Origin of the sequence: Corynebacterium silvaticum (assembly GCF_004382825.2) — a bacterium.
Taxonomy (GTDB): domain Bacteria; phylum Actinomycetota; class Actinomycetes; order Mycobacteriales; family Mycobacteriaceae; genus Corynebacterium; species Corynebacterium silvaticum.
This window is the reverse complement of sequence record NZ_SDQO02000002.1, coordinates 749,570-775,820: the sequence shown is the minus strand read 5'-3', so window position 1 is coordinate 775,820 and position 26,251 is coordinate 749,570. Positions and strand designations below refer to the sequence as shown.

Annotated in this window: 22 protein-coding genes and 2 pseudogenes; 10 read left to right on the top strand and 14 right to left on the bottom strand. The window is 55.4% G+C overall.

Translation table 11 applies throughout. The features are described from left to right. The first annotated feature begins 9 nt into the window (after positions 1-9). Complete coding sequence (locus ET810_RS07850; RefSeq protein WP_087453526.1) at positions 10-1,398, top strand: zinc-dependent metalloprotease; 1,389 nt, start codon at positions 10-12, stop codon at positions 1,396-1,398. A 68-nt stretch (positions 1,399-1,466) separates the two neighbouring features. On the opposite strand, the gene ET810_RS07845 is transcribed toward ET810_RS07850, so the two are convergent. Beyond that, positions 1,467-1,982 (bottom strand): M48 metallopeptidase family protein, encoded by a 516-nt coding sequence (locus tag ET810_RS07845; RefSeq protein ID WP_087453525.1) that lies wholly within the window; start codon positions 1,980-1,982, stop codon positions 1,467-1,469. On the opposite strand from ET810_RS07845, the pseudogene ET810_RS13195 reads away from it, so the two are divergent. Then, positions 1,981-2,865: pseudogene (locus ET810_RS13195) on the top strand (hypothetical protein). The gene ET810_RS07845 and the pseudogene ET810_RS13195 overlap by 2 nt on opposite strands. A 5-nt stretch (positions 2,866-2,870) precedes the next feature. On the opposite strand, the gene ET810_RS07835 reads toward ET810_RS13195, so the two are convergent. The 8 genes from ET810_RS07835 to ET810_RS07800 are packed head-to-tail and all read right to left on the bottom strand — an operon-like array spanning position 2,871 to position 15,149. Beyond that, positions 2,871-4,922 carry an ATP-dependent DNA helicase UvrD2 gene (locus ET810_RS07835; RefSeq protein WP_087453524.1) on the bottom strand — a complete coding sequence of 684 codons (2,052 nt, stop codon included), beginning with the start codon at positions 4,920-4,922 and terminating at the stop codon, positions 2,871-2,873. Continuing rightward, positions 4,915-5,574 (bottom strand): NAD(+) diphosphatase, encoded by a 660-nt coding sequence (locus ET810_RS07830; RefSeq protein ID WP_134316253.1) that lies wholly within the window; start codon positions 5,572-5,574, stop codon positions 4,915-4,917. Before ET810_RS07830 ends, ET810_RS07835 begins: the two co-directional genes overlap by 8 nt. Positions 5,575-5,629: 55 nt before the next feature. Then, positions 5,630-6,709: a potassium channel family protein gene (locus ET810_RS07825; RefSeq protein ID WP_013910978.1), complete on the bottom strand. Its 1,080-nt coding sequence runs from the start codon at positions 6,707-6,709 to the stop codon at positions 5,630-5,632. A gap of 36 nt (positions 6,710-6,745) precedes the next feature. Beyond that, positions 6,746-9,970, bottom strand: coding sequence for an ATP-dependent helicase (locus ET810_RS07820; protein ID WP_087453523.1), 3,225 nt, complete (start codon positions 9,968-9,970; stop codon positions 6,746-6,748). Next, complete coding sequence (locus ET810_RS07815; protein WP_087453522.1) at positions 9,967-13,131, bottom strand: ATP-dependent helicase; 3,165 nt, start codon at positions 13,129-13,131, stop codon at positions 9,967-9,969. The genes ET810_RS07820 and ET810_RS07815 overlap by 4 nt, the downstream gene beginning before the upstream one ends. Positions 13,132-13,134: 3 nt before the next feature. Further along, positions 13,135-13,974 carry a TIGR02569 family protein gene (locus tag ET810_RS07810; protein WP_087453521.1) on the bottom strand — a complete coding sequence of 280 codons (840 nt, stop codon included), beginning with the start codon at positions 13,972-13,974 and terminating at the stop codon, positions 13,135-13,137. Positions 13,975-14,028: 54 nt separating this feature from the next. After that, complete coding sequence (locus ET810_RS07805; RefSeq protein WP_134316242.1) at positions 14,029-14,919, bottom strand: DUF3152 domain-containing protein; 891 nt, start codon at positions 14,917-14,919, stop codon at positions 14,029-14,031. 2 nt (positions 14,920-14,921) lie between these two features. Further along, complete coding sequence (locus tag ET810_RS07800; RefSeq protein ID WP_087453519.1) at positions 14,922-15,149, bottom strand: DUF3107 domain-containing protein; 228 nt, start codon at positions 15,147-15,149, stop codon at positions 14,922-14,924. A gap of 286 nt (positions 15,150-15,435) precedes the next feature. On the opposite strand from ET810_RS07800, the gene ET810_RS07795 reads away from it, so the two are divergent. The 3 genes from ET810_RS07795 to ET810_RS07785 all read left to right on the top strand — a co-directional run bounded on the left by ET810_RS07795 (position 15,436) and on the right by ET810_RS07785 (position 18,929). After that, the gene (locus tag ET810_RS07795) at positions 15,436-16,761 is read left to right on the top strand and encodes a DEAD/DEAH box helicase (protein ID WP_087453518.1); all 1,326 of its coding nucleotides are present in this window, start codon (positions 15,436-15,438) and stop codon (positions 16,759-16,761) included. After that, on the top strand, positions 16,758-17,963 hold the full coding sequence (locus ET810_RS07790; protein WP_087453517.1) for an Rv3212 family protein: 1,206 nt from the start codon (positions 16,758-16,760) through the stop codon (positions 17,961-17,963). The genes ET810_RS07795 and ET810_RS07790 overlap by 4 nt, the downstream gene beginning before the upstream one ends. Positions 17,964-18,068: 105 nt before the next feature. Further along, the gene (locus tag ET810_RS07785) at positions 18,069-18,929 is read left to right on the top strand and encodes a GDSL-type esterase/lipase family protein (protein ID WP_087453516.1); all 861 of its coding nucleotides are present in this window, start codon (positions 18,069-18,071) and stop codon (positions 18,927-18,929) included. A 66-nt stretch (positions 18,930-18,995) separates the two neighbouring features. On the opposite strand, the gene ET810_RS07780 is transcribed toward ET810_RS07785, so the two are convergent. After that, positions 18,996-19,418 (bottom strand): hypothetical protein, encoded by a 423-nt coding sequence (locus tag ET810_RS07780; protein ID WP_087453515.1) that lies wholly within the window; start codon positions 19,416-19,418, stop codon positions 18,996-18,998. A gap of 618 nt (positions 19,419-20,036) precedes the next feature. Here ET810_RS07780 and ET810_RS07775 point away from each other — a divergent pair. Then, positions 20,037-20,297 carry a WhiB family transcriptional regulator gene (locus tag ET810_RS07775; protein WP_013241391.1) on the top strand — a complete coding sequence of 87 codons (261 nt, stop codon included), beginning with the start codon at positions 20,037-20,039 and terminating at the stop codon, positions 20,295-20,297. An 80-nt stretch (positions 20,298-20,377) separates the two neighbouring features. Beyond that, entirely contained in the window at positions 20,378-20,452 is a 75-nt protein-coding gene (locus tag ET810_RS13345) for a 50S ribosomal protein bL37 (protein ID WP_014300525.1), read from the top strand. A 72-nt stretch (positions 20,453-20,524) separates the two neighbouring features. Here the strand turns inward: ET810_RS13345 and rsrA are convergent, their stop codons facing one another. Next, entirely contained in the window at positions 20,525-20,806 is a 282-nt protein-coding gene (gene rsrA, locus ET810_RS07770) for a mycothiol system anti-sigma-R factor (RefSeq protein ID WP_087453513.1), read from the bottom strand. After that, positions 20,806-21,474: a sigma-70 family RNA polymerase sigma factor gene (locus ET810_RS07765; RefSeq protein WP_134316241.1), complete on the bottom strand. Its 669-nt coding sequence runs from the start codon at positions 21,472-21,474 to the stop codon at positions 20,806-20,808. Before ET810_RS07765 ends, rsrA begins: the two co-directional genes overlap by 1 nt. A 47-nt stretch (positions 21,475-21,521) precedes the next feature. Here ET810_RS07765 and ybaK point away from each other — a divergent pair, with 47 nt between their 5' ends. Further along, positions 21,522-22,025 carry a Cys-tRNA(Pro) deacylase gene (gene ybaK / locus ET810_RS07760; RefSeq protein ID WP_087453511.1) on the top strand — a complete coding sequence of 168 codons (504 nt, stop codon included), beginning with the start codon at positions 21,522-21,524 and terminating at the stop codon, positions 22,023-22,025. Here the strand turns inward: ybaK and ET810_RS07755 are convergent. Next, positions 21,984-22,651: pseudogene (locus ET810_RS07755) on the bottom strand (SOS response-associated peptidase). The gene ybaK and the pseudogene ET810_RS07755 overlap by 42 nt on opposite strands. Before the next feature lie 20 nt (positions 22,652-22,671). Here ET810_RS07755 and aroA point away from each other — a divergent pair. Together aroA and rsgA are read left to right on the top strand one after the other, a co-directional pair. Further along, positions 22,672-23,946, top strand: a complete 1,275-nt coding sequence (gene aroA / locus ET810_RS07750; protein ID WP_087453510.1) for a 3-phosphoshikimate 1-carboxyvinyltransferase — start codon at positions 22,672-22,674, stop codon at positions 23,944-23,946. Further along, complete coding sequence (rsgA, locus tag ET810_RS07745) at positions 23,946-24,962, top strand: ribosome small subunit-dependent GTPase A (protein ID WP_087453509.1); 1,017 nt, start codon at positions 23,946-23,948, stop codon at positions 24,960-24,962. The genes aroA and rsgA overlap by 1 nt, the downstream gene beginning before the upstream one ends. 9 nt (positions 24,963-24,971) lie before the next feature. Here rsgA and ET810_RS07740 read toward each other — a convergent pair whose 3' ends face one another. Next, positions 24,972-26,246, bottom strand: coding sequence for a fatty acid desaturase family protein (locus ET810_RS07740; RefSeq protein ID WP_087453508.1), 1,275 nt, complete (start codon positions 26,244-26,246; stop codon positions 24,972-24,974). Between the last annotated feature and the right edge of the window lie 5 nt (positions 26,247-26,251).

The window sequence follows — 26,251 nt, the reverse complement described above, 5'->3', positions numbered from 1 at the left end:
TTATGAAGCATGAATACCAATGGATTCGGTTTTTCTTTCAACTTCGGCGGCAATGGCGATGATGATAACAACGGCCGCAACAACAACCCCTTTGGCGCCGGTGGTTTGGGAGACATGCTGAACCAATTCGGGCAAATGCTCTCTGGAATGGGTTCCACGATGAACTCTCCCGAAGGACAGGGCGCGGTGAACTATGCGCTCGCCGAGCGGATTGCACAGCAGCAGATCGGTTCCTCTACCGCTGTGTCGGCCAACGACACCACTGCGGTAGAAGAAGCCGTGCGCCTGGTGGAAATATGGCTTGACGACGCCACCATTTTGCCCGCATCCGGCAATACCGTGGCTGCATGGGATGCTTCTTTGTGGCTAGAGAAGACTCTTCCTATGTGGAAACGACTCGTCACCCCGGTAGCCGAGAACATGGCTCAGGCTCAGGTGGACTCGCTGCCCGAAGAGGCTCGCGAGATGGTGGGCCCCATGATGCAGATCATGAATCAGATGTCCGGCATGAATTTTGGCATGCAGCTAGGCCACGCCCTAGGTGATCTTGCCACTCAGACTATTGCTGGCACAGATTTCGGCCTCCCGATCGCCCCGACAGGTGTCACCGCCGTACTACCCGCTAACCTGCGCAAAGAAACCTCTGGTCTAAAAATTGAGGACCGCGAGATCATGGTCTATCTCAGCGCACGTGAGGCTGTTCGTCAACGGTTGTTCAAGCACGTGCCGTGGCTGCGGGAGCGACTCGTCTCTTCCGTTGAGGAATACGCAGCAGGCCTCGTCATCGACACGTCTCATATCGAAGAAGCCATGCGTGATTTGAACCTAGAGTCCGGCGACCCCACCGCGATTCAAAACGCTATGGAGCAGCTCCAGGGACTGGATATGAGCCCTCGCATTACCTCGCGTAACTCCCACGCAGCGTCTCGGCTAGAGACTCTCCTCGCGCTGATCGAGGGCTGGGTGGAGATAGTGGTGACTGAGGCCATGGGAGACCGCATCCCGTCGACAGCCGCCCTGAACGAGGCATGGCGTCGTCGTCGCGCCACCGGTGGTTCTGCGGAGCAGGCATTCGCCAAAGTCGTAGGGATTGAGTTCGCTGCCCCCAAGGTCGCCGAGGCCCAAGAGCTGTGGCGCCGAGTGGGAGTCGCCGTGGGCACTGAGCGCCGCGACCACGTGTGGGATCACCCAGACTTCTTACCCACCGCCGAGGACCTTGAATCTTCCGCTGAGTTCATCGACGCGCTTCTCGACGACTCCGCTGGCACCGACTTTGATCCCATCGCAGAGATCACCAAGTTGGAGGAAATGCTCGCTTCTGAGGGCGAAAACCCCGAGAGCAAGGAAAACCCCAAGCCGGAAGACGATTCCGACGATCAAGATCCCAAGAAGCCTTAAACCACCACCACTAAACCCCCGAGCTAGCCTCCTAGACTGCCACGCTAGCTCGGGGGTTTCTTGTAGTTTTAACCGCTCACCCGCTGCATGGCCTCCAGGAATCCCTTGGCCCGCTCCGCATAGGGCGCGCGGTCTGCCCATTCCCAAAACTCTTTGCTGTGACCGTTGTGGATGAACGTGTGCACGAGCTCATGGATAATCACAGAATCTACAACGTAGTCGGGGACTTCTCGCAAGCGATGAGAAATTCGTATTTCTCCCGTGCTTTGTGAGCACGACCCCCAGCGCCGCCGTTGATTGGTAACCCATTTGATGGAGCTTAGGTTGGCTTTCCCATCCAGGTAGCGTCGGTTCAGATACTGAGCGCGCTGGAAGAGCGCATCATTCGATTCTGCGGTGGATTGGGTTTTTCGTTTCACTTTTGCAGACATCTCAGCGATAACGCGCTGCTCATCGCTTTTGCTCATTGACTCCGGGATTCGGATTTGCACGCGCCCGTCGATAAGCCGAGCAGAAACGGTGCGTACCCGACGCTTCGAGCGGATCACTTCCACAGGAAGCTCAGGGGTGTTTTTACGGGGCATGACAAAAATGGCTCTCTGTGCTGAAATTACCGTCATGAACACGGGGGGGGAAACGTAGTTCTCAGTCCCAGTCATCAAGTATTGGTGCGGGCTCAGGGGATTCAGTTTGGGCTCGACTCAACGCGTGCAGGAATTTTCCCAGCACCACGCGAGCTTATCGATGCACTAGTTCCGATACTTCGCAGCTTACGCGAGCCGCGGGCAAAAGGTCAGATAATTTTTGAACTTACGTCCGCAGGGCTTCATCCTGTCGCCGCGCGAGGACTCATGGAAGACCTCCTCGCCCACGGCGTCATCAGGGCACAGAGCAAACCCCGCACTAGTGCGGTTATCGGCGACGACCCACTGGCAGACGCTGTCTCCGACCTCCTAGAAAAAAGTGGGATGCGCGTAGTGCGGTCAACCAATTTTCCTAGCACAGAGGAGTTTATGGATCATATCCAACGCCGAACCCTCATCATCGTGTGCAATCCTCGCGGAATAGACTCCTGCGTCGAGGATCACGTGAGCACGCACGGGTTTTCTCCTCCCTGTGAGGCTTATCGACGCCCACGGGATCGTCGGCCCAGTCCGTTTAGAAGAAAGCGGTCCTTGTCTCGCCTGCGGCGATCTCTACCGCACTGATTCCGATCCAGAGTGGCCGGCGCTTCACACCCAATCGATGCTTTCTGGTCGCCCTTTTCCCGCACCCCCGCACCTCATCGCAGCCACCGCTGCGCACACCAGCTTTGTGGTTCAAAGCCTTCTCGCACAGCATGACAACGCCTACGCCGTTATCTCGCCATCACTTATGCCCGGCGACAGCCTCCAAGTTTCTGCTTATGCCACAGAAAAACTCCCTCGTCTTTCCGCTCGCCCTCAGTGCCCGTTCTGCTGGGAGTAAGAGAATCAGCGAAATTGAGCCAAAGTTTCCAGCAAGCTACTGCCGTACTTCTCCGCTTTCATCTGACCAATACCGGAAATTTTTAGTAGGTCATCTGTGGTCGTTGGGCAGGCCTCGGCAATGGCGTGCAGGGTCGCGTCTGTGAAGACTATGTAGGCAGGCACACCGTCTTCTTTGGCCATGTCCAGACGCCACGCTTTCAGAGTCTCAAACACCTCCTCGTCAACGCCCGACGGGCAATCGGCGCATCTTCTCATCACAATTTCTGAGGGGGAACCCAGGGGCGAACCGCACACGCGACAGCGCTGTGAGTGCTTGGCACGTGGCGGGACGGCGACGTCGATAGGCTCTGCCACGATGCCGTCAAAGAATCGGCTTCTCTTCCGAGTCGCACGGCCTCCTTCCTGCCGAGCTCTTGACCACGAGCACACAAGGTGCTCCCGGGCGCGGGTGACGCCGACGTAGAAAAGCCTGCGTTCCTCTTCAATGTGAGAGTCTCCCCCTTTGATGGCGTGGGTGATCGGGAGGGTGCCGTCGACAAGCCCTACAAGGAACACCGCATCCCACTCCAAGCCCTTAGCCGCATGTAAAGACGCTAATGTCACTCCTTGCATCGTCGGAGGATGCTTTGCGCTGGCACGCTGATTGAGTTGTTCCAGGAGCCCCTGGATGTCCAGATCCGGCGTAGCGTGCGTCAATTCCACGGTGAGCTCCGCAAGCGCTTCTAGGGACTGCCACCGTTCGCGAGCCTGAGTACCTTCCGGCTCTTCCGGGGTTAATCCCACAGGGGCTAGCGCCGAGCGCACCAAGGTCTCCAGGGCAGAACCGTGGATCGACTCCGTTCCTGCGCGCTGTGCGACACGAACCAGCTGAGACATTGCTTGACGAATCTCCGCGCGCTGGAAGAACTCACCGCCACCGCGCACCTGGTAAACAATCCCGGCATCCGCAAGAGCTTGTTCAAAAGCCGCCGACTGCGCGTTAATTCGATAAAGCACCGCGATTTCCGAGGCTGCGACTCCCTTGCTCAGGAGCTCTTTAATCCTGCTCGCTACGGCGCGTGCCTCAGCGGGTTCATCGTCGAAAGTGCAAAATTCTGGCTCCGGGCCAGGCGGGCGCATTCCCTCCAACGTTAATCGAGTACCAGCCACTCGGCCCCGTGCTTTCCCAATCACCGTATTGGCGAGGTCTGTTACCTGGGGGGTCGACCTATAATCTCGCTGTAGCTTGACCACCGTTGCGTGAGGGTACTTACGCGAAAACCCCAAAAGATAATTAGGAGTCGCTCCCGTAAAAGAGTAAATGGTCTGGTTAGCGTCTCCCACCACGGTGATGTCATCGCGCTCCCCCAGCCAAGCATCAAGCACTCGTTGCTGCAGCGGCGTAACGTCCTGGTATTCATCGACTACAAAAGTGCGATATTGCTCCCGAAATTCCTCTGCAATCGCAGTCGAGTTCTCAATGGCTCCCGCCGTGTGCAATAACAGGTCATCGAAGTCTAGGAGCATGCCCTCACTTGTTGTTTTAGCCTGCTCATATCTGCGGTATACCTCAGCGATTTTATCTGCGGCTGCAGGAATCTTACGATCCTTCACATGCGCCACATAACGATCAGGCGTTATCAACGTAGCCTTTGCCCACTCGATCTCGCCTAGAAGATCTCTCACGTTTTCCGTAGTCGTTTCTATTCCCACCGAGCGCGCAGCCTTGCCGACAAGCGGAAACTTGTTATCCAGCAATTTCCACGGCAGATTCCCTGCCACTTGCGGCCAAAAATACGACAACTGACGCATCGCAGCTGAGTGAAACGTCTGCGCCTGCACTCCCCCCACTCCCATGACTCCTAGCCGGTGCCGCATTTCCCCGGCAGCGCGACGTGTAAACGTCACCGCAAGCACGCGGTTAGGACTAGCCATGCCGCGATCAATGAGGTTGGCGATCCGATAGGTAATCGTTCGAGTCTTACCCGTTCCAGCACCCGCAAGAATGGCTACTGGCCCGCGAGGAGCACTAGCGGCGGCCCTTTGATCGCTGTCCAGATCGTTGAGATCAATCATCGTTTTTCTTTACCCAATCCCACATCATGTCATGCGCAATACTGCCCGGAGCTGGAAGCTGGATGGTGCCTCGAACAATATCTTTACGTGTTACCCAGCGAATTTCTGTGAGCTCACCATCGGGTTGTACCACAGCATCCATATCCGTTGTCCGTGCTGTCATCCCCACCATAATGGCCCCACTATAAGGCCACGATTGGCTCTTTACATAGGAAATATGAGAGATACGTCTTCCAGTTTCTTCCCACGCTTCTCGGGTCAGCGCTTGTTCAAACGTCTCCCCCATTCCCAGGTATCCGGCGATCAAGGAGAAATACCCGCGGCGGTGAGCGTTCTCCCCTACAAGCACATACTCATCAGACTCTGACGTAATCAGGCCAATCACCGCCGGATCAATGCGGGGAAATACCTCTTTTCCATCGGGCGTCCGGCCAATGGTGGGCGTGCTATATTCCAGTCGTTTCCCAGACGCTGGGTCATACACCATTAATTCGCGGTTGCGTAGAACAGCGAGAGCCGTTGTTACCCATGGGATATGAAGCCGCGCTGCTGTGCCTGTTATCGAGTCCACCACGTCAGGGGCGACTCGTTGCACTAGCAGCTGATCCGTCACGTGAAAGGCAGGTGTATCCGGACGAGGAGAAGACAGCACTGGATTACCCTTATGGACAGGAACCCGTCCAGCGAGATCAACCAGCAGGCACTTCTTAATCTGAAACATCCTCACTAAAAACTCGTCGGATATAGAGCAGACGATCGCCAGGTTCCACGGTCTCCGCCTCTGGAGAATCGATCCGATAGAGCTCACCAGAGCGCACAACGCCAAGGACAATATCTGCCAAGTGCCGAGGATTAGCGCCCACCTCATCTTCTCCCACCGGGCGTTCCGCAACGGAAAAACCCTCATCTGGGGACAACAGATCTTCCATCATCTCCACCACCGAAGGCGTCACCGTGGCCAAACCAAGCATGCGGCCTGCGGTCTCAGAAGAAATCACCACTGAGTCTGCGCCGGATTGCTCTAAGAGGTGCTGATTCTCGGATTCCCGCACACTAGCCACAACCCATGCGCTTGGTGCCAGCTCTCGCACAGAAAGCGTCACGAGCACCGCGGTATCGTCGATATTGGGTGCTACCACGACGGCCTTCGCCTTGGGCACACCGGCAAGTTTGAGCACCTCTGATTTAGTGGCAGAACCATTAACCGTCACAAGCCCCGCGGTATTCGCAGTCTCCAGCGCTACCGGATCGGTATCCACCACAACGATCTCTTTAGGAGACACACCGTCCGCCAGCAGTGCAGAAACTGCCGAACGTCCTTTAGTTCCATATCCAATGACCACGGTGTGGTTTCGCATGCGTTTCCTCCAGCGCTGGATTTTCCATGCTCGGCGCGATTCCTCTGTGAGCACCGACAACGTCGTGCCGACCAAGAGGATAACGAATGTCAACCGAAGCGGAGTGATAATGATGATGTTGAGAAGACGAGCCCCCTGAGTCACCGGCGTGATGTCGCCATAACCGGTGGTGGACAAGGAAACCGCCGAATAATAAAGAGCGTCAATGAAAGTCAGATGCTCGCTGTAGCCGCCTTTGTCAAAGTAAACAATCAAGGCCACAAGGAGAATCAGCACCAACGCATAGCCAAAACGCCGAGCAATCAACCGCACTGGGCTGATCAACGGGTTTCCGGGGATACGAATAACGTTGAGCAGGGTATGCTCTGGCAACTCGGTGAGTTCCTCATCCCCGAGGTATCGACCCGCATCGCGGTTGGTCAACGGCATTATGCTCCTAGGTTCTTCTCAAAGTGCTCATCAAGATTACATGTTCAACGTAAGCATGTGAGCTAACGACGCCTCATCCGGAAGCTCACTGGGTTGATAGCTAAAATTGCGCCCCACATAATGGAACAGCGCTTGTACCTCTGACGGATCAACGCCCTGCAATCGAGCCCACGCTAATCGATACACTGCCAGCTGCAGCGATACAGAACGACGCTCCGCGGCTTCTGTCGGAGGCTGTCCTGTCTTCCAGTCAACAACAATCCATTGTCCATCCGTGTTCTTAAACACAGCATCCATCCGACCTCGGACTATGTGCTCACCGATAGACACTTCAAACGGATGCTCCACATATTCAGGAGTTCGGTCCGCCCACTCGCTGTCCAAAAATCGGTTTTTCAGGGTCTCCAATTCTGTTCCATCCAGGGCATCATCGATACCAGGAAGTTCATCGGCATCCAACAGAGCCGTGGAACCAAAACGGTCTTCAAGCCACTGGTGGAAAGCGGTTCCACGCTTGGCATAGCTATTGGGTTTGAAAGGAACTGGCCGCCGGCGTCGTCTAGCAAAAGCTTGGGGATCCTGCGAAAGATTCACAATGTCTGAGGCCGTAAGCTCAAGCCCTAATTCCACAGGCACAATCGGAGTGCTCAGCTGCTGATGTTCCTCGATAAGCGCGGTGACCTCTTGTTCCCATCGCTCAAAAAGATCGCCGTCTTTTATCAACTCAGGAAGCTCCACCATGGCTTTCTTAACCGCATCTGCACCCTCGGGCCGCAGCTCTTGCGGGAAAACCCCGGTTTCTGGAAGAGGCGGCTCGAGGGCATCATCGGTATCACCGTCAAACCACTCCACAACGGAGTCCGGCACTTTAGTGCGCAACATATCAAGATGTGTGTAAGGCCCCGGAGGTGAAGCTTTGGTGGTATCAGTCGACGCAGTAACCAGAACGCGCTGCTCCGCGCGGGTCAAAGCCACGTAGAATAAGCGCGCATTCTCTTCCTCCTCCATAGCTCGAAATTCTGCTATGTGGGCGTCTCCCTGCTTTTTCAGGTCAGCTGGGGATTCTGGGGAATCGATATACCAAACGGGAGCTCCCACCAAAGAGTCGTCTTCTCGTGCATCCCCGCGAAGCGCCGATGGCACGGCGGACTCGTTACTCAGCCACGTCGACGTTCTTGTCTTATAGGTGCTGGAGTCTGCATGCGCAACGCTCACGATCTGCCACTCCAGGCCTTTCGCTTTATGCACAGTAAGAATCTGAACACGGTCAGAACGAACCTGCACCTCTCCTGGTTCTAAGCCATCCTCATGGCTTCTACTGAGCTCAAGGTAATCCAAAAACTGGCTCAGCGTGGCATGGGGAACCCGAGCAAAATCCGAGACAACCTCAGCAAAGCGATCAAGATGCGCAGTCCCAGGGGCCCCGTCGGCATATGGATCTTCTCGTTGTAGCACCTCGGTGCGAATTCCGAATACTCGCTCGATGTCTGCAAAAAGATCCGGCAACGAATGCCCCAAACTGTGGGTACGCAGATACCTCAGCTCGGATGCCAGCAAGCGCAGCCTCCGCAGTCCCTCATCGCTATAACGAGTTGAGCCGCCTTCTTCCCGAGGCGCGTCAAGGTCAGCGACGGCCTCTGCCAGTCCCACAACTGCTTCCGGTGCCTTAGGAAGGGTTTCGGCGATTATCTGTTCCAGACGCTCAAGTGGATCAGTCTTTTTCTCTTCTCTATCGTCTTTTCCGCGTCCCGCGAGGTTAGCCGCACGATTAGCCAGAGCCAGAATATCTGCTGCTCCCAGACCCACGTGCGGACCGGCTAAAATGCGCAGCGCAGATTGTGTGTCTTGGGGCCGGATGAGCATCGCCGCAACTGCGATCATGTCGGCCACCTCGGGGACGTCGATAAGCCCAGCTAAACCAACAATTTCCACGGGAACACCCCGCGATTGCAGCTCTAACGCTATGGGGGCAGAGTGCCGTTTTTTTCGGACCAATACAGCGGCGGTAAAGTTCTCGCCCCGGTTCTTATAAGCCTCCGCCAACTCGTCGGCTATAAATTCTCGCTCTCTTTCCGCACTAGGGAAAAATCCCAGGGTCACCTCCCCGTGCGGAGCCCCTTCACGGGAAGAGAGCGGCTGTACCGTTCGACGAGGATTATCCGGGGCACCAAGGACTTCCCTGGATACCTCATTGGCCAACTGAAGAACCTCGGGAGGATTACGGAAGCTCACTGTTAGCTCGCGCTTTTGAGCGAGGTCATCGCCTAAAGCAAAGTCCTCCCTGAAGCGCTCAAGATTGGCAGAAGTAGCTCCACGCCACCCGTAGATCGACTGCATCGGGTCACCCACTGCGGTGACTGCAGCGCCGCTGAAGAGACTGCGCAACAATACCCGCTGTGCGTGTCCGGTGTCCTGGTATTCATCCAGCATCACCACGGAATACCGATCTCGTTGGGAAGCTCCCACCTGCGGGTTTTCCTCAGCGAGCCTAGCCGCAAGCGACATCTGCTCCCCGAAGGTCATGAGATTATTCTGGGCTAGGTGTTGCTTGAGCATCGCAACCATGGGCAACATTTGCTTGCGGATTATCTGCCGTTGTTTCCATCCGACAAGGGTCTGGTTCAACCCGCGTTTCGACGCCGCCTCCACGTCATCCAGCACCGATAAAAATGCGTCCGTCTCTTCCACAATGTCCTGCGGCGAAACGATATGGTTGTCCATGTCAGACACCAAGGACAAGAGCTTTTCCGTCGCGCTCACCGGTTGGGTCTGCGCGTCTAGGGCTCCTGAATAGTTGATAACGATGTCATAGGCGATCTGGAAAAGCTCAGTCTCTGTGATTAACCGTGAGGAGGGCTCCACGGGCAAGAGCAAACCATATTCGCTGATCAAACTGCCGGCATAGGAATCGTATGTGGAGACCGTTGGGGCGATAGCCTCTAACTTATGAGACAGCTCCCCGCTTGGATCAATGTCTTTCAGCGCATCCATACCTGCAAGTTGTTCAAGCCTGCCTCGGATACGTTGAGAGAGTTGCTGGGCAGCTTTCCTGGTAAAGGTCAGCCCCAGAATGCGATCGGGGTCCACCATGTTATTGGCCACCAGCCATACCACGCGAGCAGCCATGGTTTCCGTCTTACCAGCACCCGCACCAGCTACCACCAACATAGGTCCGAGTTCAGCACCGATGACTGCCGCTTGCTGAGGCGTAGGAGGGAATTTCTGCTTGAGTAACCGCGATAGTTCAATCGGATCTATCATGCCGGGGTCATCCTTCCTTCGGGCTGCGCTGGGCATATATTTTTTATCGAGCACTGTGAGCACCCATCGTTAACAATTGCTACAAGGCTGGGGCCAGTCAGGCTCTGGACCAGCGGCGGCAACAAGTCTGCAAATTCCTGCAGTTCCTCTGCGGTTTTTGTCGCCTGCTCGCGGGTGCTGATCGTCTTTGTTTTCGAGCCTGGGTACACCAGTACCGCTTGATCGACTTTCAGCGATTCTTCACCGCTTCCGCTGATCACATCGCCATTATCGCTAAGCTTTCCGTTGCTCAATGCGAGCTGGTATGCCGTCAATTGCTTGTGATTTGAGACGTCCTTTGCGCTTGGGACGTTGGATCCCGTCTTATAGTCGATGATTCGATAAGCGCCGTCGCTCGTACGCTCTAATCTGTCTATGCGGCCTCTGATAGTGATGCCTTCTGCAATCCGCGTATTCACTAAGGTTTCCACCCCCACCAGCTCATACTTGGCTGCAGATTCCGTTATCCATTTTTCTAGCCGCTCAATTATGTGTGTCCACGCGGTCTCTTCCGATTCTTGCCGCCACGCAGGGGCATTAAGCAGCTGGAGGAAGGCCTCAGTGGTGAGTTTCTTCGCTGTCTCCGAGTCCACTCCCCGGGCTAGTGCTTCCGCGTATGCATGCGCCAAAGAACCTTTGAGCATCTGGAATGGCGTCTCTTCTTCCTCGACAACAGCATCGAGTCGGGCACGCAAAGGGCACGCCAGGCCCTTCTCTATCAGGGAAGGAGAAATAGACCGTTGGTCTAATGGTTGCTCCGTAGAGGGGCCTCCTTCACCCCACCATTCTTCAGGATGGGCCCCCGGAACTCCTGCCGCTGCCAGCCGTGCTAGCTGACGAGCAGCTTGGTCTCGACGCCGCTGCGGCGAGTCACTGTTGCGGACTTCTCGACGCAACTCCGCCACCATTGCCGGAACGCTCAAGAGCCGAATATAGTCTTCCAAGCCTGTGTCTTCAGGTGCCAAAGGTACAGAAAGATCAGCGTACGACGCTTCACTCTCCTGCACGTGTTGCTGGAAGCAAGAAGGATCAAGCTCGTTCATAAAACGCGATGGCTCGGCTACGTCGTTAGCTTCAGGTGCTTCTACAGCGGTGATATAAAGACGCTGCGTGGCCCGACTCTTAGCCACGTGAAAGAGGCGGCGTTCCTCGTCCAGACGCTCTTTAGAACGCATGACGATGGTATTAGGGTCGATGCCTGAATCAACGAGATCCGTCAGCTCTTCCTGACCAAAGAGCGTCCCGGTTTCACCAAGAGAAGGCCAACTCCCCTCTTGCACTCCCGCGACTATCACCGTATGCCATTGCTGCCCGAGCGCCGCATGAGCTGTAAGAAGCTGTACCGCCTGTGTGCGGACTTGCCGGCGGTCGCGCACACCTGTGGGCAACTCTTGTTCCGCTATGTGGCGCATAAAGGACACGATGCCTGCCGTGGGGCGTCGTTCCACCCAGTCACCCGCAGCGTCAAAAAGTGCCATCGCAGCATCAAGATCACGATCCGCCTGCGAGCCTGCGGCACCGCCTCTTAGACTTACTGCTTGAAGGTGATTGGCCAAACCGGTCTCATGCCAGATCGCCCACAGGATTTCTTCGACGCTACCGGGTTGAGCACCCCGCGACAGCACGTTTCTGATTCTTTCCAGAATCTGCAGTTCTCTTTCAGAAAGAACCGCCTCAGCTTCCCCGGCTAGGGCAGCCTGTTCTTCTGAAGGGCGGGGGCTTATGAGGATTTTTAACAGTTCTATGGCACGCCGGCTACCGCCGCGTCTCATCTCGACTTTACGCAGTCCACGATAAAGCCGACGCAGAGTCACAGAGTCTGCGCCACCAATGGGTCCTAGAAGGAGGTCTTCCATGTCACGGTTGTTGAGCTCCCCGTATATCGCTCTCACGGCAAGAATCATTGAGGAAACAATGCGCTGCTCGCTCAAGATGATGTCCGTTGGATCAACCTGCACGGGAACCCCTGCGGCCAGAAGCGCCCGCCGAACAGGCGCGACCAGCCCCGTAGAACGCACGATCACTGCAATCTCATCCCACGGAACCTCATCAATCAGATGAGCCCTACGGATTGTGTCTGCAATGTATTCAAAGTGTTGCCCTTGGTTTTCAACAATCCGCGCCGTAGTCTCAGGTAGCCGCCGCGTCGTTTCCAAGACCAGCTGATGATCTGCAGGATACGTAGTCAGAAACTCTGGGGTTGCACCACGAAAATGAAACACCGATTGCTCTGGGTCTCCACCGATGATGCCAAATTCTGCGTAGCGTAACAGCTCGCTCATAAGTTGCGCGGATTTAGGGTCAAGGTGCTGGGCATCATCAACGATGATTGTCTTCCACCCTTGATCCGGGATCTGATACTCAAGCACAGTGCTCACGAGTTCAGAAGCACTCAGACTCTTCGCTCCGCCAAGGGCCATCGTTTGTTCATATTCCCGCAGGAAAGACCCGGCGGCGCTCCACATCGGCCGACGATATGTCTTCCCTAGTCTTTCCAGGTCTTCTGGGCTCAGTCCTCGTTCGACTGCGCGTAAGAGAAAATCTCGGAGACCACGAGCAAAGCCAACAAGGCCTAGCGCATCACGCGTCTCTTGTGGCCAGATGTGGGCTGCTTCTGGGTCCTCGCTGTGTCCTTGTAATAGCTCCCGAATCACCGCGTCTTGCTCGGCACCTGTAATAAGCCTCAGTTCTTCTCCACTTAGGCTTCGGAGCAAGGCAAAAGCAAGCGAGTGCACAGAGCGCACCATCGTGGTAGCCGCTGTATAGGACTCTCCCGAAAGACGCGCGGCAATCCCGGCGCGCAACCGAGTAGCGCTTTCCTTTGATGCTGCAATGACAAGAATGCTTGAGGGATCTACTCCGCGGCGCAGACGCTCTGCGACAGTATCCATGATCAGCGTAGACACGCCCGAACCGGCAGGACCTAGTAAGCGCCATATACCGGTTTGGTTCTTAAAGAGATCATTGTCCCAGTCGTGTGTCTCTACATGATGCTGCGCAGAAACGATGCGTACCTGCGGCGCAGGTGGCTGCCTAAAAGCTGCTCGTTGAGAATTCGGATAACCCGAGGTAGCCGCCGCTTCCGGTGCCAAAGGTGTTTCCGAGGTCGCTGAGAGGTTCATGCCTCATAGTGTGACAGATACCCTTGACATCACGGCCTTGGCTACCCACTCTAAGTTCGTTCCTGTATTCGATGTGGCATCTGGATGAAGCGCATGTACTGCTGTGCGATACGCCAACGCGCGTAAGAGTAGCTGGTCAAGGTGGGGAACATGGGAAAAGCGTCCAATAATGCCCTCGTCTACTGCGCCGACGCTGAGGGCGTCGATAATGCTGAGTGCAGCCGTATAACCATAGGGACGAGCTACCCCCATCACGTCTGTCACGGTGGGTGCCTGCACGCCGGCGTACAGCGTCGTGGCAAACATGTCAGCATGAACAACCTGGTTCGGAGCGTCTATGTCGCGTAACAACAGTTCGACTTTGGGCATGATGTTGATGGCCGTTAGGTGGCGCGGGATTGAATCTTTCAGATCAATCGCCGACGTCGGAGAGGCATGCCACGCTATATGGTCTGCAATGGAAAAAATGTCTGTGGCATCCACGTCTTTGAAGGAAGCAGGCACATCCACGGTGCTCAGTGCCAGGTCTAGGCGTAATGCGGCTGCCACGGTTTCGTCGACACGTCGGGTCAGTATCCCCGGCGCAAAACTCGATGCCCGCCATCCTGCGTTGATGAATCTACCGTCGGTAGATTTGATCGGGCGAACAATCCGCACGCCCTCTGGCTGCAGTTTTTCTCTAATCCGAGAGGACCAGGCCGCGCGCACGGGGTGTGCGACCTGTGAAAAAACCACTGATCCGACTTTCCAACCGTAATCCCACGCTGCGCCTATGGCGCGAGCGGGTTCATCCGGCGCGTGAAACACATTGCGGACGTGAGGGGGAAGAGCCGTGAAATCCATGAGTTGTAGCCTAATAGAATGCCGGGCCGACGAGGGCGTTATAGGGAATAACTCTTAACCAAAGGGGTAAGGCCAAGGGTTTGCGGCACACACTGCGCCGTCGTCTTTGTACACTTCCGTAGCGTCTATCTTGGATAGTTCTGTGTTGGACAGGCTTAATGTCTGCTGCATCATAATGGGGGCCAGTTGGCCGTTTCCCCCGCATGGTTCATGCGAGGCGTACCCGATGCCATGACCCACCTCATGGTTGATGAGGTACTGCCGGTATGCGCCTAGGTCTCCCTGGAAAGGAGTTGCACCCCGGATCCACCGAGACTCATTAATCACTACACGGTTGCCGTCGGAATAAAAACAGCTGGTTTCCATAGCAATATTGTGTCCACACAGCCCATGAGTGGTGTCCACCGACGAGAGCTGGATTCTGAGATCCGGATGGGCATCCGGGGTATTCGCTATGTGCTCAAACGCGAATTTTTCATCGTGCGCCCAGCTCTTAGGATTGGTCAGCGTCGCGTCAACCATCGTGGCAAAGGCATCGTCACCGCCAAAGGTCTCCGATTTAATGCCGTTTTCGACCTCAACAACGTAGGTGAACTTTTTTTCTTTTCCTTGCCCAGCTTTCGCGCCTGGGGTGCCGACTACTCGATACGTTCCCTCGCCCTTTTGCGTGAACTCGGCTCCTGGAGGCAACTCAACTGCAGCAATCTTAGGCTGCTCTTGATCTGCTGGATTGGGGCCTTTGAGAGGTGGCTGTCCTGTTTCCGATGTCTGGGTGGTGGCCTCGGAAACTGGGTTTTCGAATGTTTTTTCGTCGCTGGGGTGCACTACGAAAACGTCGACAAGTACCCACACGGTGATTACGGCGAGTACGGGAATGGCATATGCTCTCCATCCGTAATCGCGAGCGAATCGGACAAAAAAGCTTTCCTCGTGTGGGGTGCTCAACTCTAGGCTCCAGAGAAACCTACGGTGCGGGTGTTTGAGGTCCCGACCTCTACATAGGAGATTCGAGAGTTACGTACCAAATAACGGTTGCCGTTCTCGTCGGTAAGCGTCAAAAGACCGGCGTCGTTAGCTAATGCCTCAGATACGCGTGCCACAACCTCGTCTTGGGTCTCACGGCTAGAGACGACGAGCTCGCGTGGCGAATCAGAGAACCCGATTTTAATGTCCATCTTCGCTCCTAAAAATTATTGTTCTGATGGTCCTGCCGTTTTTACGTTGGCTCTTGTGCCTGGAACACGAATTTCCGTGCTTCCTTGCACTAGTAAATACCAAAATCTCAACGGTGCCTAAATAGCTCCCCAAGCATACCTGTTGAGTGTTGCTTCACGGTGAATGTGGAGGCAATCGCTGTATCCTGCCGGTTTAGTCTCTTGCAGAACGTTCTTCTCCTCACACTTCACCCAGTATGAGGACCTCCTTGGCCTCTTTCTGCGCATTCCCGTTAGTATCGGAGGGGTGTCAGTTTCTACTCATAAACCCACGTTCGCCGAATTAGGTGTCGCTGCTGAGATCGTCGACGCGCTTTCTGAACAAGGAATCACACAGACGTTTGCAATTCAGGAGCTTACGCTTCCTATAGCTCTCGACGGCCGAGACATCATCGGCCAGGCACGCACCGGAATGGGCAAAACACTCGGTTTTGGTGTTCCACTTTTGGACAGAGTCTTCGACGCAGCGGACGTCGCTGAGCTCGACGGGACCCCACGTGCGCTCGTCGTCGTGCCTACTAGGGAACTGGCGCAACAGGTAGGCGAAGACTTAGAACGGGCAGCACGCCACACCCCAGTGAGGGTGGCCACGGTATACGGCGGACGACCCTATGAAGAGCAAATTCATGCTCTAGATAATGGCGTTGACGTTGTAGTGGGAACCCCCGGCCGGCTTATTGATCTACACCAGCAAGGCCCCCTAATCCTCGATCACGTGGCCGTCCTTGTGCTTGATGAGGCCGACGAGATGCTGGACTTAGGGTTTTTCCCTGATATTGAGAAGCTGCTGGGAGCACTGACGCACCAGCATCAGACTCTCTTATTTTCTGCGACAATGCCGGGACCCGTGCTTACTCTCGCCAGGACTTTTATGTCACGCCCACTCCATATTCGGGCGGAGGAAGTCAACGCATCCCAAACTCATGCGTCCATCGAGCAGGTGGTTTTCCAGGCCCACAGGATGGATAAGAGCGCGATTACCGCGCGTGCGCTCCAGGCAAAAGACCGCGGGAAAACCATTATTTTCACACGTACCAAGCGCACTGCGGCAGAACTTGCAGAGGACCTTGCTGGTCGAGGTTTCCGAGTGGCAGGTGTGCACGGCGACTTAGGCCAGGCGGCACGCGAATTATCGTTGGGTATGTTCCGCGATGGCCGCGTAGACATCTTGGTTGCCACCGATGTTGCTGCGCGCGGTCTTGACATCGACGATGTCACCCACGTGATCAATTATCAGACCCCTGATGACCCCATGACGTATGTACACCGCATTGGTAGGACAGGGCGCGCTGGACATACCGGCACAGCAATTACCCTCGTGGGATACGACGAGCTCACCAAGTGGAAGCTCATTAGCGATGAATTGGGGCTGGACAACCCCACCCCGCCACAATGGTTCTCCACTTCCCCAGAGCTTTTCGACGCCCTCTCGATCCCCGAAACCGCCGGGGAAACAGTCGGTCAGCCGCTTAAGGTCGCAGGAAGTAGCCGAAGCACCGCACCTAGCAGGCGCTCGGGCAGCCAGCGCTCCAACGATGCCGCATCAGCAACCCAAAGGCACCGCCGACGATGACTAAAAGTTTGCGCAAGACGCGGAAGGACCTGATCGCTGCCACGATTATTGCGGGGATCAGTATTACCGGTGTGAGTGTTGTCTGGGCTACTGCCCCGATTAACAATGTCACGTATTCCCCTGCTGAACAGCCCCTAAGGACTCCAGCGGTTCCGCCAGTTCCTGTGCATTCATTAACCCAGCAATGGGAAACGTCCGCCGATCAATTAACCACCAAACCCATTATCGCGGCAGGCTTAGCCATGTCTTACGACGGGCACAGTGTCAACGCCATCGATCCCACGACGGGCACTCCAGTATGGTCATACGCTCGCACAGAGCCGTTATGTTCATTAGGTCAAGCCTGGTCCAGTGTCGTTTTGACTTTCCATACCGGGCGAGGCTGCGGCGATGTTGTCTCTCTCGACGCAGCGTCTGGAACGTATAAAGCAACGAGAAGCGCCAGCGCTAGCGATGCTGTGGTTCCGATTTCCTCCAATGACAACGTGGGCACCGTGTCTTCTGAGCGGGTGGAGCTTTGGCGTTCCGACCTTGTGCGTACTGTGGAATACGGTGACGTCCCCATCAAACAAGAGGCGAACCAACAACCGCATGAGGACTGCGAAATCTCCTCAGCGCTTTCCCGAAAATCTTTGTTGGGAGTAACCGAAAAATGTGAGAAATCCTGGTGGCTGCGGTTTCAGAAAACAGTTCCGGAAGACTCTCGTGTCCCGGAGATTACCCACGATATTCGTATTTCTGGTGAAGATGCACGCATCATTGCCATCAGCCAAGAGTCCGCAGCTGTTTTTGTAGGTTCGCCGCACCCCCGCATCGATTCCTTTAACAACAGCGGAGAGCGCACTGCCTCTATCGAGGTTCCGCCAGTCGGTGACTCTGCGTGGGACCACGGGCCTTCCGTGGCAGATCTCCCGCATCACATCACCTGGTTTGATGGTGAACGCCTTTATCTGTTCAACCCATCATCCCTGCATGTTGAGCATGTCATCGATAATGTTCTTGGTACGGGCGTTGCCATTAACAACAAGCTTTACGTACCCGTGTTCAATGGAATCGCAGTAATTAACTGGGATACCGGGGAGACCGAATCTGTCTTTGACGTTGATCGAGGGACACACATCGGTACGGTTTCCCTCGGGCTCGCGGGCAGCCATATCGTGGAAAAGCGAGGCGATCACCTCGTCGGATTAGCGTTAAGCTAAGGCGATTTTATAGAGATTTCCCTCTTCTCGCATCCCTCACATCCAAAACCAGAAAACCTCTTTTATCCTAAAAGGATACTGATAGAAATTTTGTATACTGGTGAAATGAGACACAGACTGTTCAAAGCCGGGGCGGCGATTCTTTCACTCATCGCGACACTTCCCGCCGCCATCGCTCCAGCGTATGCACGTGCCCCCATCCACAACGCAGTCATTTTTGGGGATTCCGTTGTAGCCAACCCGGATCTTATCCGCTACGGCGCCACATGGTTAAAAATCCCCACAACACCGCCCGCTACCGAGCGAGGAGAGTGCCCCACGTCTCCCCATAGCTTTGGAATTATGGCCGCCGAACGGCTCAATCTTCGGGCAGATAATTACTCCTGCCCCGGTGCCGTAGCACTTGGCAATAAGTCACTTTTCTCCGCTAGCCGGCGTTCAGTATCACTCCAGATCGACCAGGCTGAGGCCCAACAAACACTCAACAAAAATACTAAGCGAGTATTCATCTCACTAGGGTTTAACGATACTTATTCACAACTCGTGCGCGGTCGCACCGATGAACACATCCGCCATGAGTTTGCCGCAAAGATCAGGCATGATGTTGCACGAATCCGCAAGCTAGCGCCTCATGCCCGCATTCAGCTCATCGGCTACCCGCAAATTACAGATAACAGCGCCGTATGTTTATTCCACGTTGGCAACAATCTTCATGACCGCACATTCGCACCAGAGATTGCCCATCTTGAGCAGCTCGCCCAGGACATGGGCCGAGACGCAGCGGCAGCCTCCGGAGCCGAGTTTGTCGATCTCAAAGGACCAACCAAGCACAACCACATGTGCGCTCCCGATAATCAACGCATGTGGTCAGGCATTATCGACGCCACCGCAGGCCACACGAATCTCCCCTTCCATCTCAACGACCGCGGGCACAAGTACGTAGCAAACATCCTCGCACAGCAGTAGCAGGTCTCATATAAGTGTGGTGCCGGCAAGTTTTCCGCTTGCCGGCACCACACTTATCTTTATTTTTTAATAATTACGTGCAGCCCAATCTACTGCGCGCGGGCTAAAGAGCATGACCAAAGCCACAATCGCGGTCAAACCTGTTACCCCGGAGAAGATAAACGCGCCACCGTTGAACATGTAATACGCAATGGGCAGCAGTAAAATTTGGAGCATAATCACAGGACCCCGCCCCCATCGTTTACCCCGGTTCATCATGATCGCCCCGACCAAAACAGCCCCAAAGACGATGATAAAGAACACCGCAGTCCCATACCCTGCCCATGTACGCGCATTGTCAGACTCATAGACGATCGACGCATCGTTGTAGCCTGCAGCTTCCCGTACAATAAGAAGGATCGCGTAGGCAATTCCGATGAGGGACTGAATGGCGGCAACCCAACCAGCGTAGAGAACTAGACGTGGAGGGAAATGGGTGTTCATGTTCACGGCGATTGAGTGTAGCCCAACACCGTGTTCAAATCATCAGTTTCTCCCCAGGGACCCCGATCCCCCGCACCGATAGGAAGCCTGCACTACTTCACTCTTTTAGCAAAGGAGCACTTTGCTAAATTAACAAATCACTCCTGGCACACAGAAAACATTCCCGCGCAAAGCATTGCACTTAGCCTTCGTTCAGATTTAGCCAGTCAACACCCAATAACTGTCAACCACCCCAATTTGACGCGGACCATTCCCCCACACTCCCACAAAAAACATAAAAACTGCAGGCAGAAGACACGTCAGACGTCTGCAAAGTTGCAAGAATCCAGAAATGAGACACGTCCACAATTGAAATTAAAGTGTGATCCTGTGCACATTTTGCCCTTAACCCCTAGCCAAGCGTGAGCGGACATGTCATTATTTGCAGGTACCTCAGGCGAGCGAGCAACGCATTCGCCAATACTTCGGGTTACCGCGAAGGAACCACACGTCCCCATTGAGGCTTGAGCAGCCACGCCCCCATGGCTTGCATAAAAGACGTGTCCCTATTTTTACCGCCAGCTTTATAGTGGGTTTTCTTTGCGCCCCGTTGTTCTTACACTTGTAGCACGTTAGGAGATCACCATGGATTGGCGCCACGAAGCCATTTGTCGCGACGAAGACCCCGAGCTCTTCTTCCCCGTAGGCAATTCCGGCCCAGCGCTAGCTCAGGTAGCAGCAGCTAAGGTTGTGTGCAACCGTTGTCCTGTCACATCTCAGTGCCTCGCATGGGCGTTAGAAACCGGCCAGGACGCCGGTGTCTGGGGCGGCATGAGCGAAGACGAGCGTCGTGCACTCAAGCGTCGGAAAAACCGCGGACGTGGACGCGCTCGTATCTCTCTCTAATCCATCGATTTCCTGAGACCTACGGCCACCTACTAAAGTGGTCTTCTGTTATTCACAATTAGCTAGCGAAGGAGCACCACATGAGCAAGCGTGGACGTAAGCGCAAGGATCGCCGTAAGAACAAAGCAAACCACGGTAAACGACCCAACTCTTAAAGTTACGGTCTCTTACTAGTCAAGGGCGCTCACCTTAAGGTGAGCGCCCTTTGCTCTTGATCAAAACAGTAACTACTGCTCGCGTTGAGTAATAATGGTAGTCCGCTCGATCTGGATGGAATAGGAAATTCTTTCCCGCAAACTCGCGGGCGCTGGTCCGCAGCAGCACTTCTTGAGCAGCCGCCTTAAGCTTTCCTCCGCCGCAATCATTTCCGCGCATTCCGGACATTGAGCGATATGTGCATTAAGCCGCGCGCATTCAACCTCGGTGAGTTCCCGGTCTAAAAGCGCATACATGTGTACGTGCAGATCCTCACAGTTACAGCCGCAATCGAGCGAGTCCTTTTCCGACATTATGCCTTCGCCTTTCCAACTTTATGATTCCCAGCGGCTCTATCCATGGTTCCAGAACTGTCAGAAGCCGCCGAGGCTTCATTCGCAGACGCAGTTTCGCTCATGCCAATTCCGTGGTCACGTGCCACGTCTTTCAACGCTTCTCTGAGTTGTTTTCTTCCCCGATGCAATCGGCTCATGACGGTGCCGAGGGGAGTCTCCATAATGTCGGCGATCTCTTTATAAGCAAGGCCTTCCACGTCTGCGTAATAGACCACCATCCGGTAGTCTTCGCTCAATTCATTCATCGCTTGCGCAATGCGCTGGTTAGGAAGGTTTTTCAGCGCCTCCACCTCAGCGGATTCCAATCCTGTGGAGTCATGCGAAGCAGTAGCTAGGAGCTGATAGTCAGTCACATCTTCCGCAGAGGATTGCACCGGCTGGCGTTTCTTTTTGCGGTAGGAGTTGATATAGGTGTTCGTCATGATTCGATAGAGCCATGCCTTGAGATTGGTTCCCTCTTTAAAAGAAGCAAACGCTTGAAAGGCCTTGATATAGGTCTCTTGCACCAAATCTTCGGCGTCTGCGGGATTCCGTGTCATCCGCAGCGCACCGCCATAGAGCTGATCGAGGAGCGGAAGGGCCTCGGCTTCAAAGCGCTTCTCTAGCTCAGTTGTTTTCGTTGCCACTGATCTCCTTAGAATTGGACACTATCAAGTCTAGTAGGAGGTACCCCGTGAGTAAGAAGAAGCATTCGGCAGCAACCCCCGCGCTGGCGGTGCTGGCTTCATCCGGCGTGGACTATAAGGTCTCCAGTTTTGAAGGCGGGACCGAACATTTTGGGGATCATGCAGCAGCGGCTCTGGGGGTGGAGCCCGAGCGCATCTTTAAGACACTGGTCGTTGATCTCACCGCCGGGAAAGGACCCAAGCGCCAGTTGGCGGTGGCGTGTGTGCCCGTTACCTCCCACTTAAGTCTGAAGAAGGTCGCTGCAGCTCTGGATGCATCCAAGGCAACAATGGCAGATCCTCGTGACGCCTCAAAGTCGTCCGGGTATATCCCCGGAGGTATCTCCCCCATCGGACAAAAAACTGCGTTGCCTACCGTTATCGATGAAACCGCAATCCTCTTTGACACGATCTTTGTGTCCGCGGGACGACGCGGTATGGACGTAGAACTTAGCGCGGAATCGCTCGTGTCACTCGTCGATGGGCAGCTTGTCGACGTCCAAGCCGATTAGCTCCGGATAATCGTTTCTAATGTTGCCCACCGCTTTATCCGCGGGGCTAAGAGAAAACGCGCTGACCTCTCCCGGGGACAGCAAGCTAGCAGCTTGGTCTGGACTGCCCTGCAACCACACCATGAGTTCATCTGCAGCCAAGAAACGCGGCATTCGATGGTGTACGCGGTCTAACGGTGGGAGCGAGTCCGTAGTAATCATCGTGGCCATAGTTGTTGCGCCCCGGTGTCCCAGAGACCAGCTGCCCACACTACAGATCCGGTGGTAATCCAATAGGGTTGTTTGTTGCGCCACTCGTAGTAGCCGTCCAGGGGGATGAGGCAGCGTCGAGAAGCAAAAGCAGCGCGAAAACTCGGTTTTTCTGTCACTGTTTCTGCGCGCGCGTTAAAGAGTGGGGTCCCAGAATCGTCCTGCTTCCAGCCCGGAAGCAACCCCCATCGCGCGGGCTCTATCACGGCCTCCCCCGGCGCGTTCCCAGTTCTTATGATCGCGATCTTGTGAGTCGGGGCAGTGTTGTATCTGGGTGCTGGCAACCCCATGGGAGCATGCACCACGGCAAAGCCAGGCACCTGCAAAAGCTGTTCATCGGTGGTACACAATACGAATCGACCGCACATATACCTCATTATGGCCTTATGATGGTGGAATGTGTGTTTTGTGGGATGCTCCGACTGTTACGGGGCCGGTATCGGCAGTGGTAACAGTCCCAGGTTCTAAGTCGATGACCAACCGTGCCCTCGTGTTGGCAGCCCTAGCGGACTCATCCTCGCAGATAAAAGGCGCATTACGCAGCCGGGACACTGATTTAATGGCCCGCGCGCTGCAAGCTTTGGGTACGGATGTGCGTATCGACGCCCCCGACGCGTTCATTGTCGCCCCAGTTCCCCTTCACGGCGGCGCTATCGACTGCGGCCTCGCCGGGACCGTCATGCGCTTTGTTCCTCCCCTAGCTGCGCTTGCTCAAGGCACAGTGGAATTCGACGGCGATCCTCAAGCACGCACCCGTCCCATGAACCAAATACTGGATGCACTGCGCGGAATCGGTGTGGATGTCCATGGAGACTCGCTCCCCTTTAGCGTCTCTTCCACGGGTGTGCCCAGTGGTGGTGTCGTTGAGATCGACGCCTCTAGTTCTTCGCAGTTTGTCTCAGGGCTGCTCCTTGCCGCGCCTTGTTACCGTGACGGCCTCACCGTCCGGCACATAGGCGAAACACTTCCCAGCGCCCCGCACATCGAGATGACCGTGGACATGCTCAGAAGCGCAGGTGTGCAGGTCGACGACTCCGTGGATAGTCAGTGGACGGTTCATCCGGGACGTATCGCTGGCCGTACCTGGTATATCGAGCCAGATCTCTCCAACGCCACTCCATTCCTCGCCGCGGCAGCAGTCACAGGCGGCACTGTCACCATTCCAGGATGGCCTCAGCAGACCACCCAGGCGGGAGATGCAATCCGCTCTATCCTGAGCCGCATGGGCTGCGACATAGCCTTTACTTCCTATGAAGGTGCACCGGCTCTTCAGGTCACAGGTCCTTCCGGAGCACTTCACGGGCTCTGCCTCGATATGGCGGACATCGGCGAGCTAACCCCCACGGTCGCAGCACTTGCCGCTTTAGCTGCGACTCCTTCCGAGCTCAGGGGCATCGCGCACCTTCGCGGCCATGAAACTGACCGGCTCAAAGCACTATCCGATGAAATCAACCGAATCGGTGGACAGTGCGAGGAGCTTGCCGACGGCCTCCGCATCACTCCCCGTCCTCTCCATGGTGGAACCTGGCACTCATATGCTGACCACCGCATGGCCACAGCAGGAGCGATTATCGGGCTCGCAGTACCGGGCATACACGTAGAAGACATCGCAACGACGGCAAAAACACTGCCGGATTTTGACACTATGTGGTCTGAGATGGTGAGCAGCTAATGGCACGAAGGTCGTCAGCTCATCGCTGGGATGAATCCGACGTACGAGTCAGGCCAAGTAAAGGTTCTCGCCCCAGGACTAAAGACCGCCCGAGTCATGACGATGCCCTTTTTGGCATGGTTGTGACCAAAGACCGCGGCAGATGGGGTGTGGTGTTGGATTCCGCCGACCCCACGGCAGAACCCATTGTCTGCATGCGAGCCCGAGAAATGGGCCGTACTGCTGTGGAGGTGGGCGACCGCGTAGGAGTAGTGGGCGATACTTCTGGCAGGGCAGGTTCACTCGCACGGATTGTTAAGTTGGAAGAACGCACCAGCGTTCTGAGGCGCACGGCAGACGATACTGATCCTTATGAGCGCATCGTCGTCGCTAATGCGCATCGCTTGCTTATAGTGTGCGCCGTTGCCGACCCGCCACCGCGCGCCGGTTTTGTTGAGCGGGCGCTCGTCGCTGCTTTTGTGGGCAATCTTCAGCCGATTCTCTGTTTGACCAAGTCTGATCTTGCAGACCCCACCGAGTTCGCGGAAGAATTCAGCTACTTGAATGTTCCCGTGGTCATCTGCGGTATCGACGATCCGATCGCGCCAGTTCACGAGCTTGTTACCCAGTCGGTCACCGCAACCATCGGGCACTCTGGTGTGGGCAAATCCACGCTAGTCAATCGACTCGTCCCCGATGCTTTCCGCGAAACGGGCAGCGTATCAGGGGTTGGGAAAGGCCGCCACACATCAACCCAGGCAGTAGCTTTGCGGCTTCCCGACGGCGGCTGGATCGTAGACACCCCAGGTATCCGGTCCTTCGGCCTCGCGCATGTCGACGCAGACGCAGTGGTCAGGGTTTTTGAGGATCTTTCCGCAGCCACTGAACACTGCCCGCGCGGATGCACCCACGCAGGTCCTCCTGCCGACCCGGAATGTGCGCTCGACCAATTTGACGCAGATTCCCCCACGGGTCGGCGCGTGATCGCGGTGCGCAAGCTGTTAGCCTCGCTGCGCACCAACACCGAATGGGATTAGCGGTTTCTTCTACTTCCTTGCGGAACGGCCAGAATATGCCCGTATGATATCGCGGATGCCTGGACGAATCTGTTTGAGCAGCTTCAGACCAGTTTTCAGTCCCACTCGCTTGCCCGAACTGTCCACGCCTAGTTGTCTCTGGATATTAGGATTTTCCGTAAAGGCCCTGTTTGACCTCACTTCTGGGGCGTTGTCGGGGCTGGCCACCAGATATTTATTGGGGAGGGCCAGCTTGAGCAGAGTCTTTTGGACTTTGAACAATTGCACGGGGAAAGAGTCGATGTTGTAAGGAAGATCGTATTCTTCGCAGATCGCACGAACTTTCTTCCCCACCTCCGCGAGCCGGTTCGACGGCATATCCGGGAAGAGATGGTGCTCAATCTGATAGTTCAGGTTGCCTGACATGAGGGTCAATAGCTTCCCACCATGGAAGTTGGCCGACCCTAGCATCTGGCGTAGATACCACTGATTGCGGTCTTCGTTTTTGAATTGTTCCTTGGTAAACGTTTCAGTCTCATCGGGAAAATGTCCGCAGAAAATCACGGCATACGCCCACACTGACCTGGTGAAGTTGGCCAGGGCATTTGCAGCCACGGCGCGTGGGTAATTCCGACCTGCCAGTGCGGGGTAAAGGAGGTAGTCTCGCGATAGTTGTCGGGCAGCTTTAGAGGTGGTCTCCCAGAACTTTCCTTTGGTTTCATCCCAGTCGGCCCGCTTGGAAAAGAACTTTCCAAGCTCAACATCGTAGTACCCCACGGCCCACTGGAACATCGTGGCAAGCACCGGGTTGATCACGGGCTGGAAGGCGTGCAACGGTGTCCATTTTCGGTCACGGGTAACGCGAAGAACGCCGTATCCCACGTCATGGTCCATCCCTAGTACGTTGGTGTAGGTGTGATGGACATAGTTGTGCGAGTGCATCCACTGCGAGGAAGGACACACAATGTCCCATTCCCACGTCATAGAGTGGATCTCTGGATCATTCATCCAGTCCCACTGTCCGTGCAAGACATTGTGGCCTATCTCTAGGTTTTCCAAAATCTTTGCGGTGCTAAGAAAAGCGGTTCCGGCCCACCAACACTTCTTATTGCCGGCAAAGATAAGGCTTACGCGTCCGGCGACTTCCAGCGCTCGCTGTACCCGAATAAGCCTTCTAATGTAGGCGACGTCGCGTTCGCCTAAAGATTCGGTGACCTCTAGTTTGATCGCGTCGAGACGCTTTCCGATTTCCTCGATGTCTTCGTCGCTGAGATGCGAGTATGCCTGAATGTTATCAATCGCCACTGTGT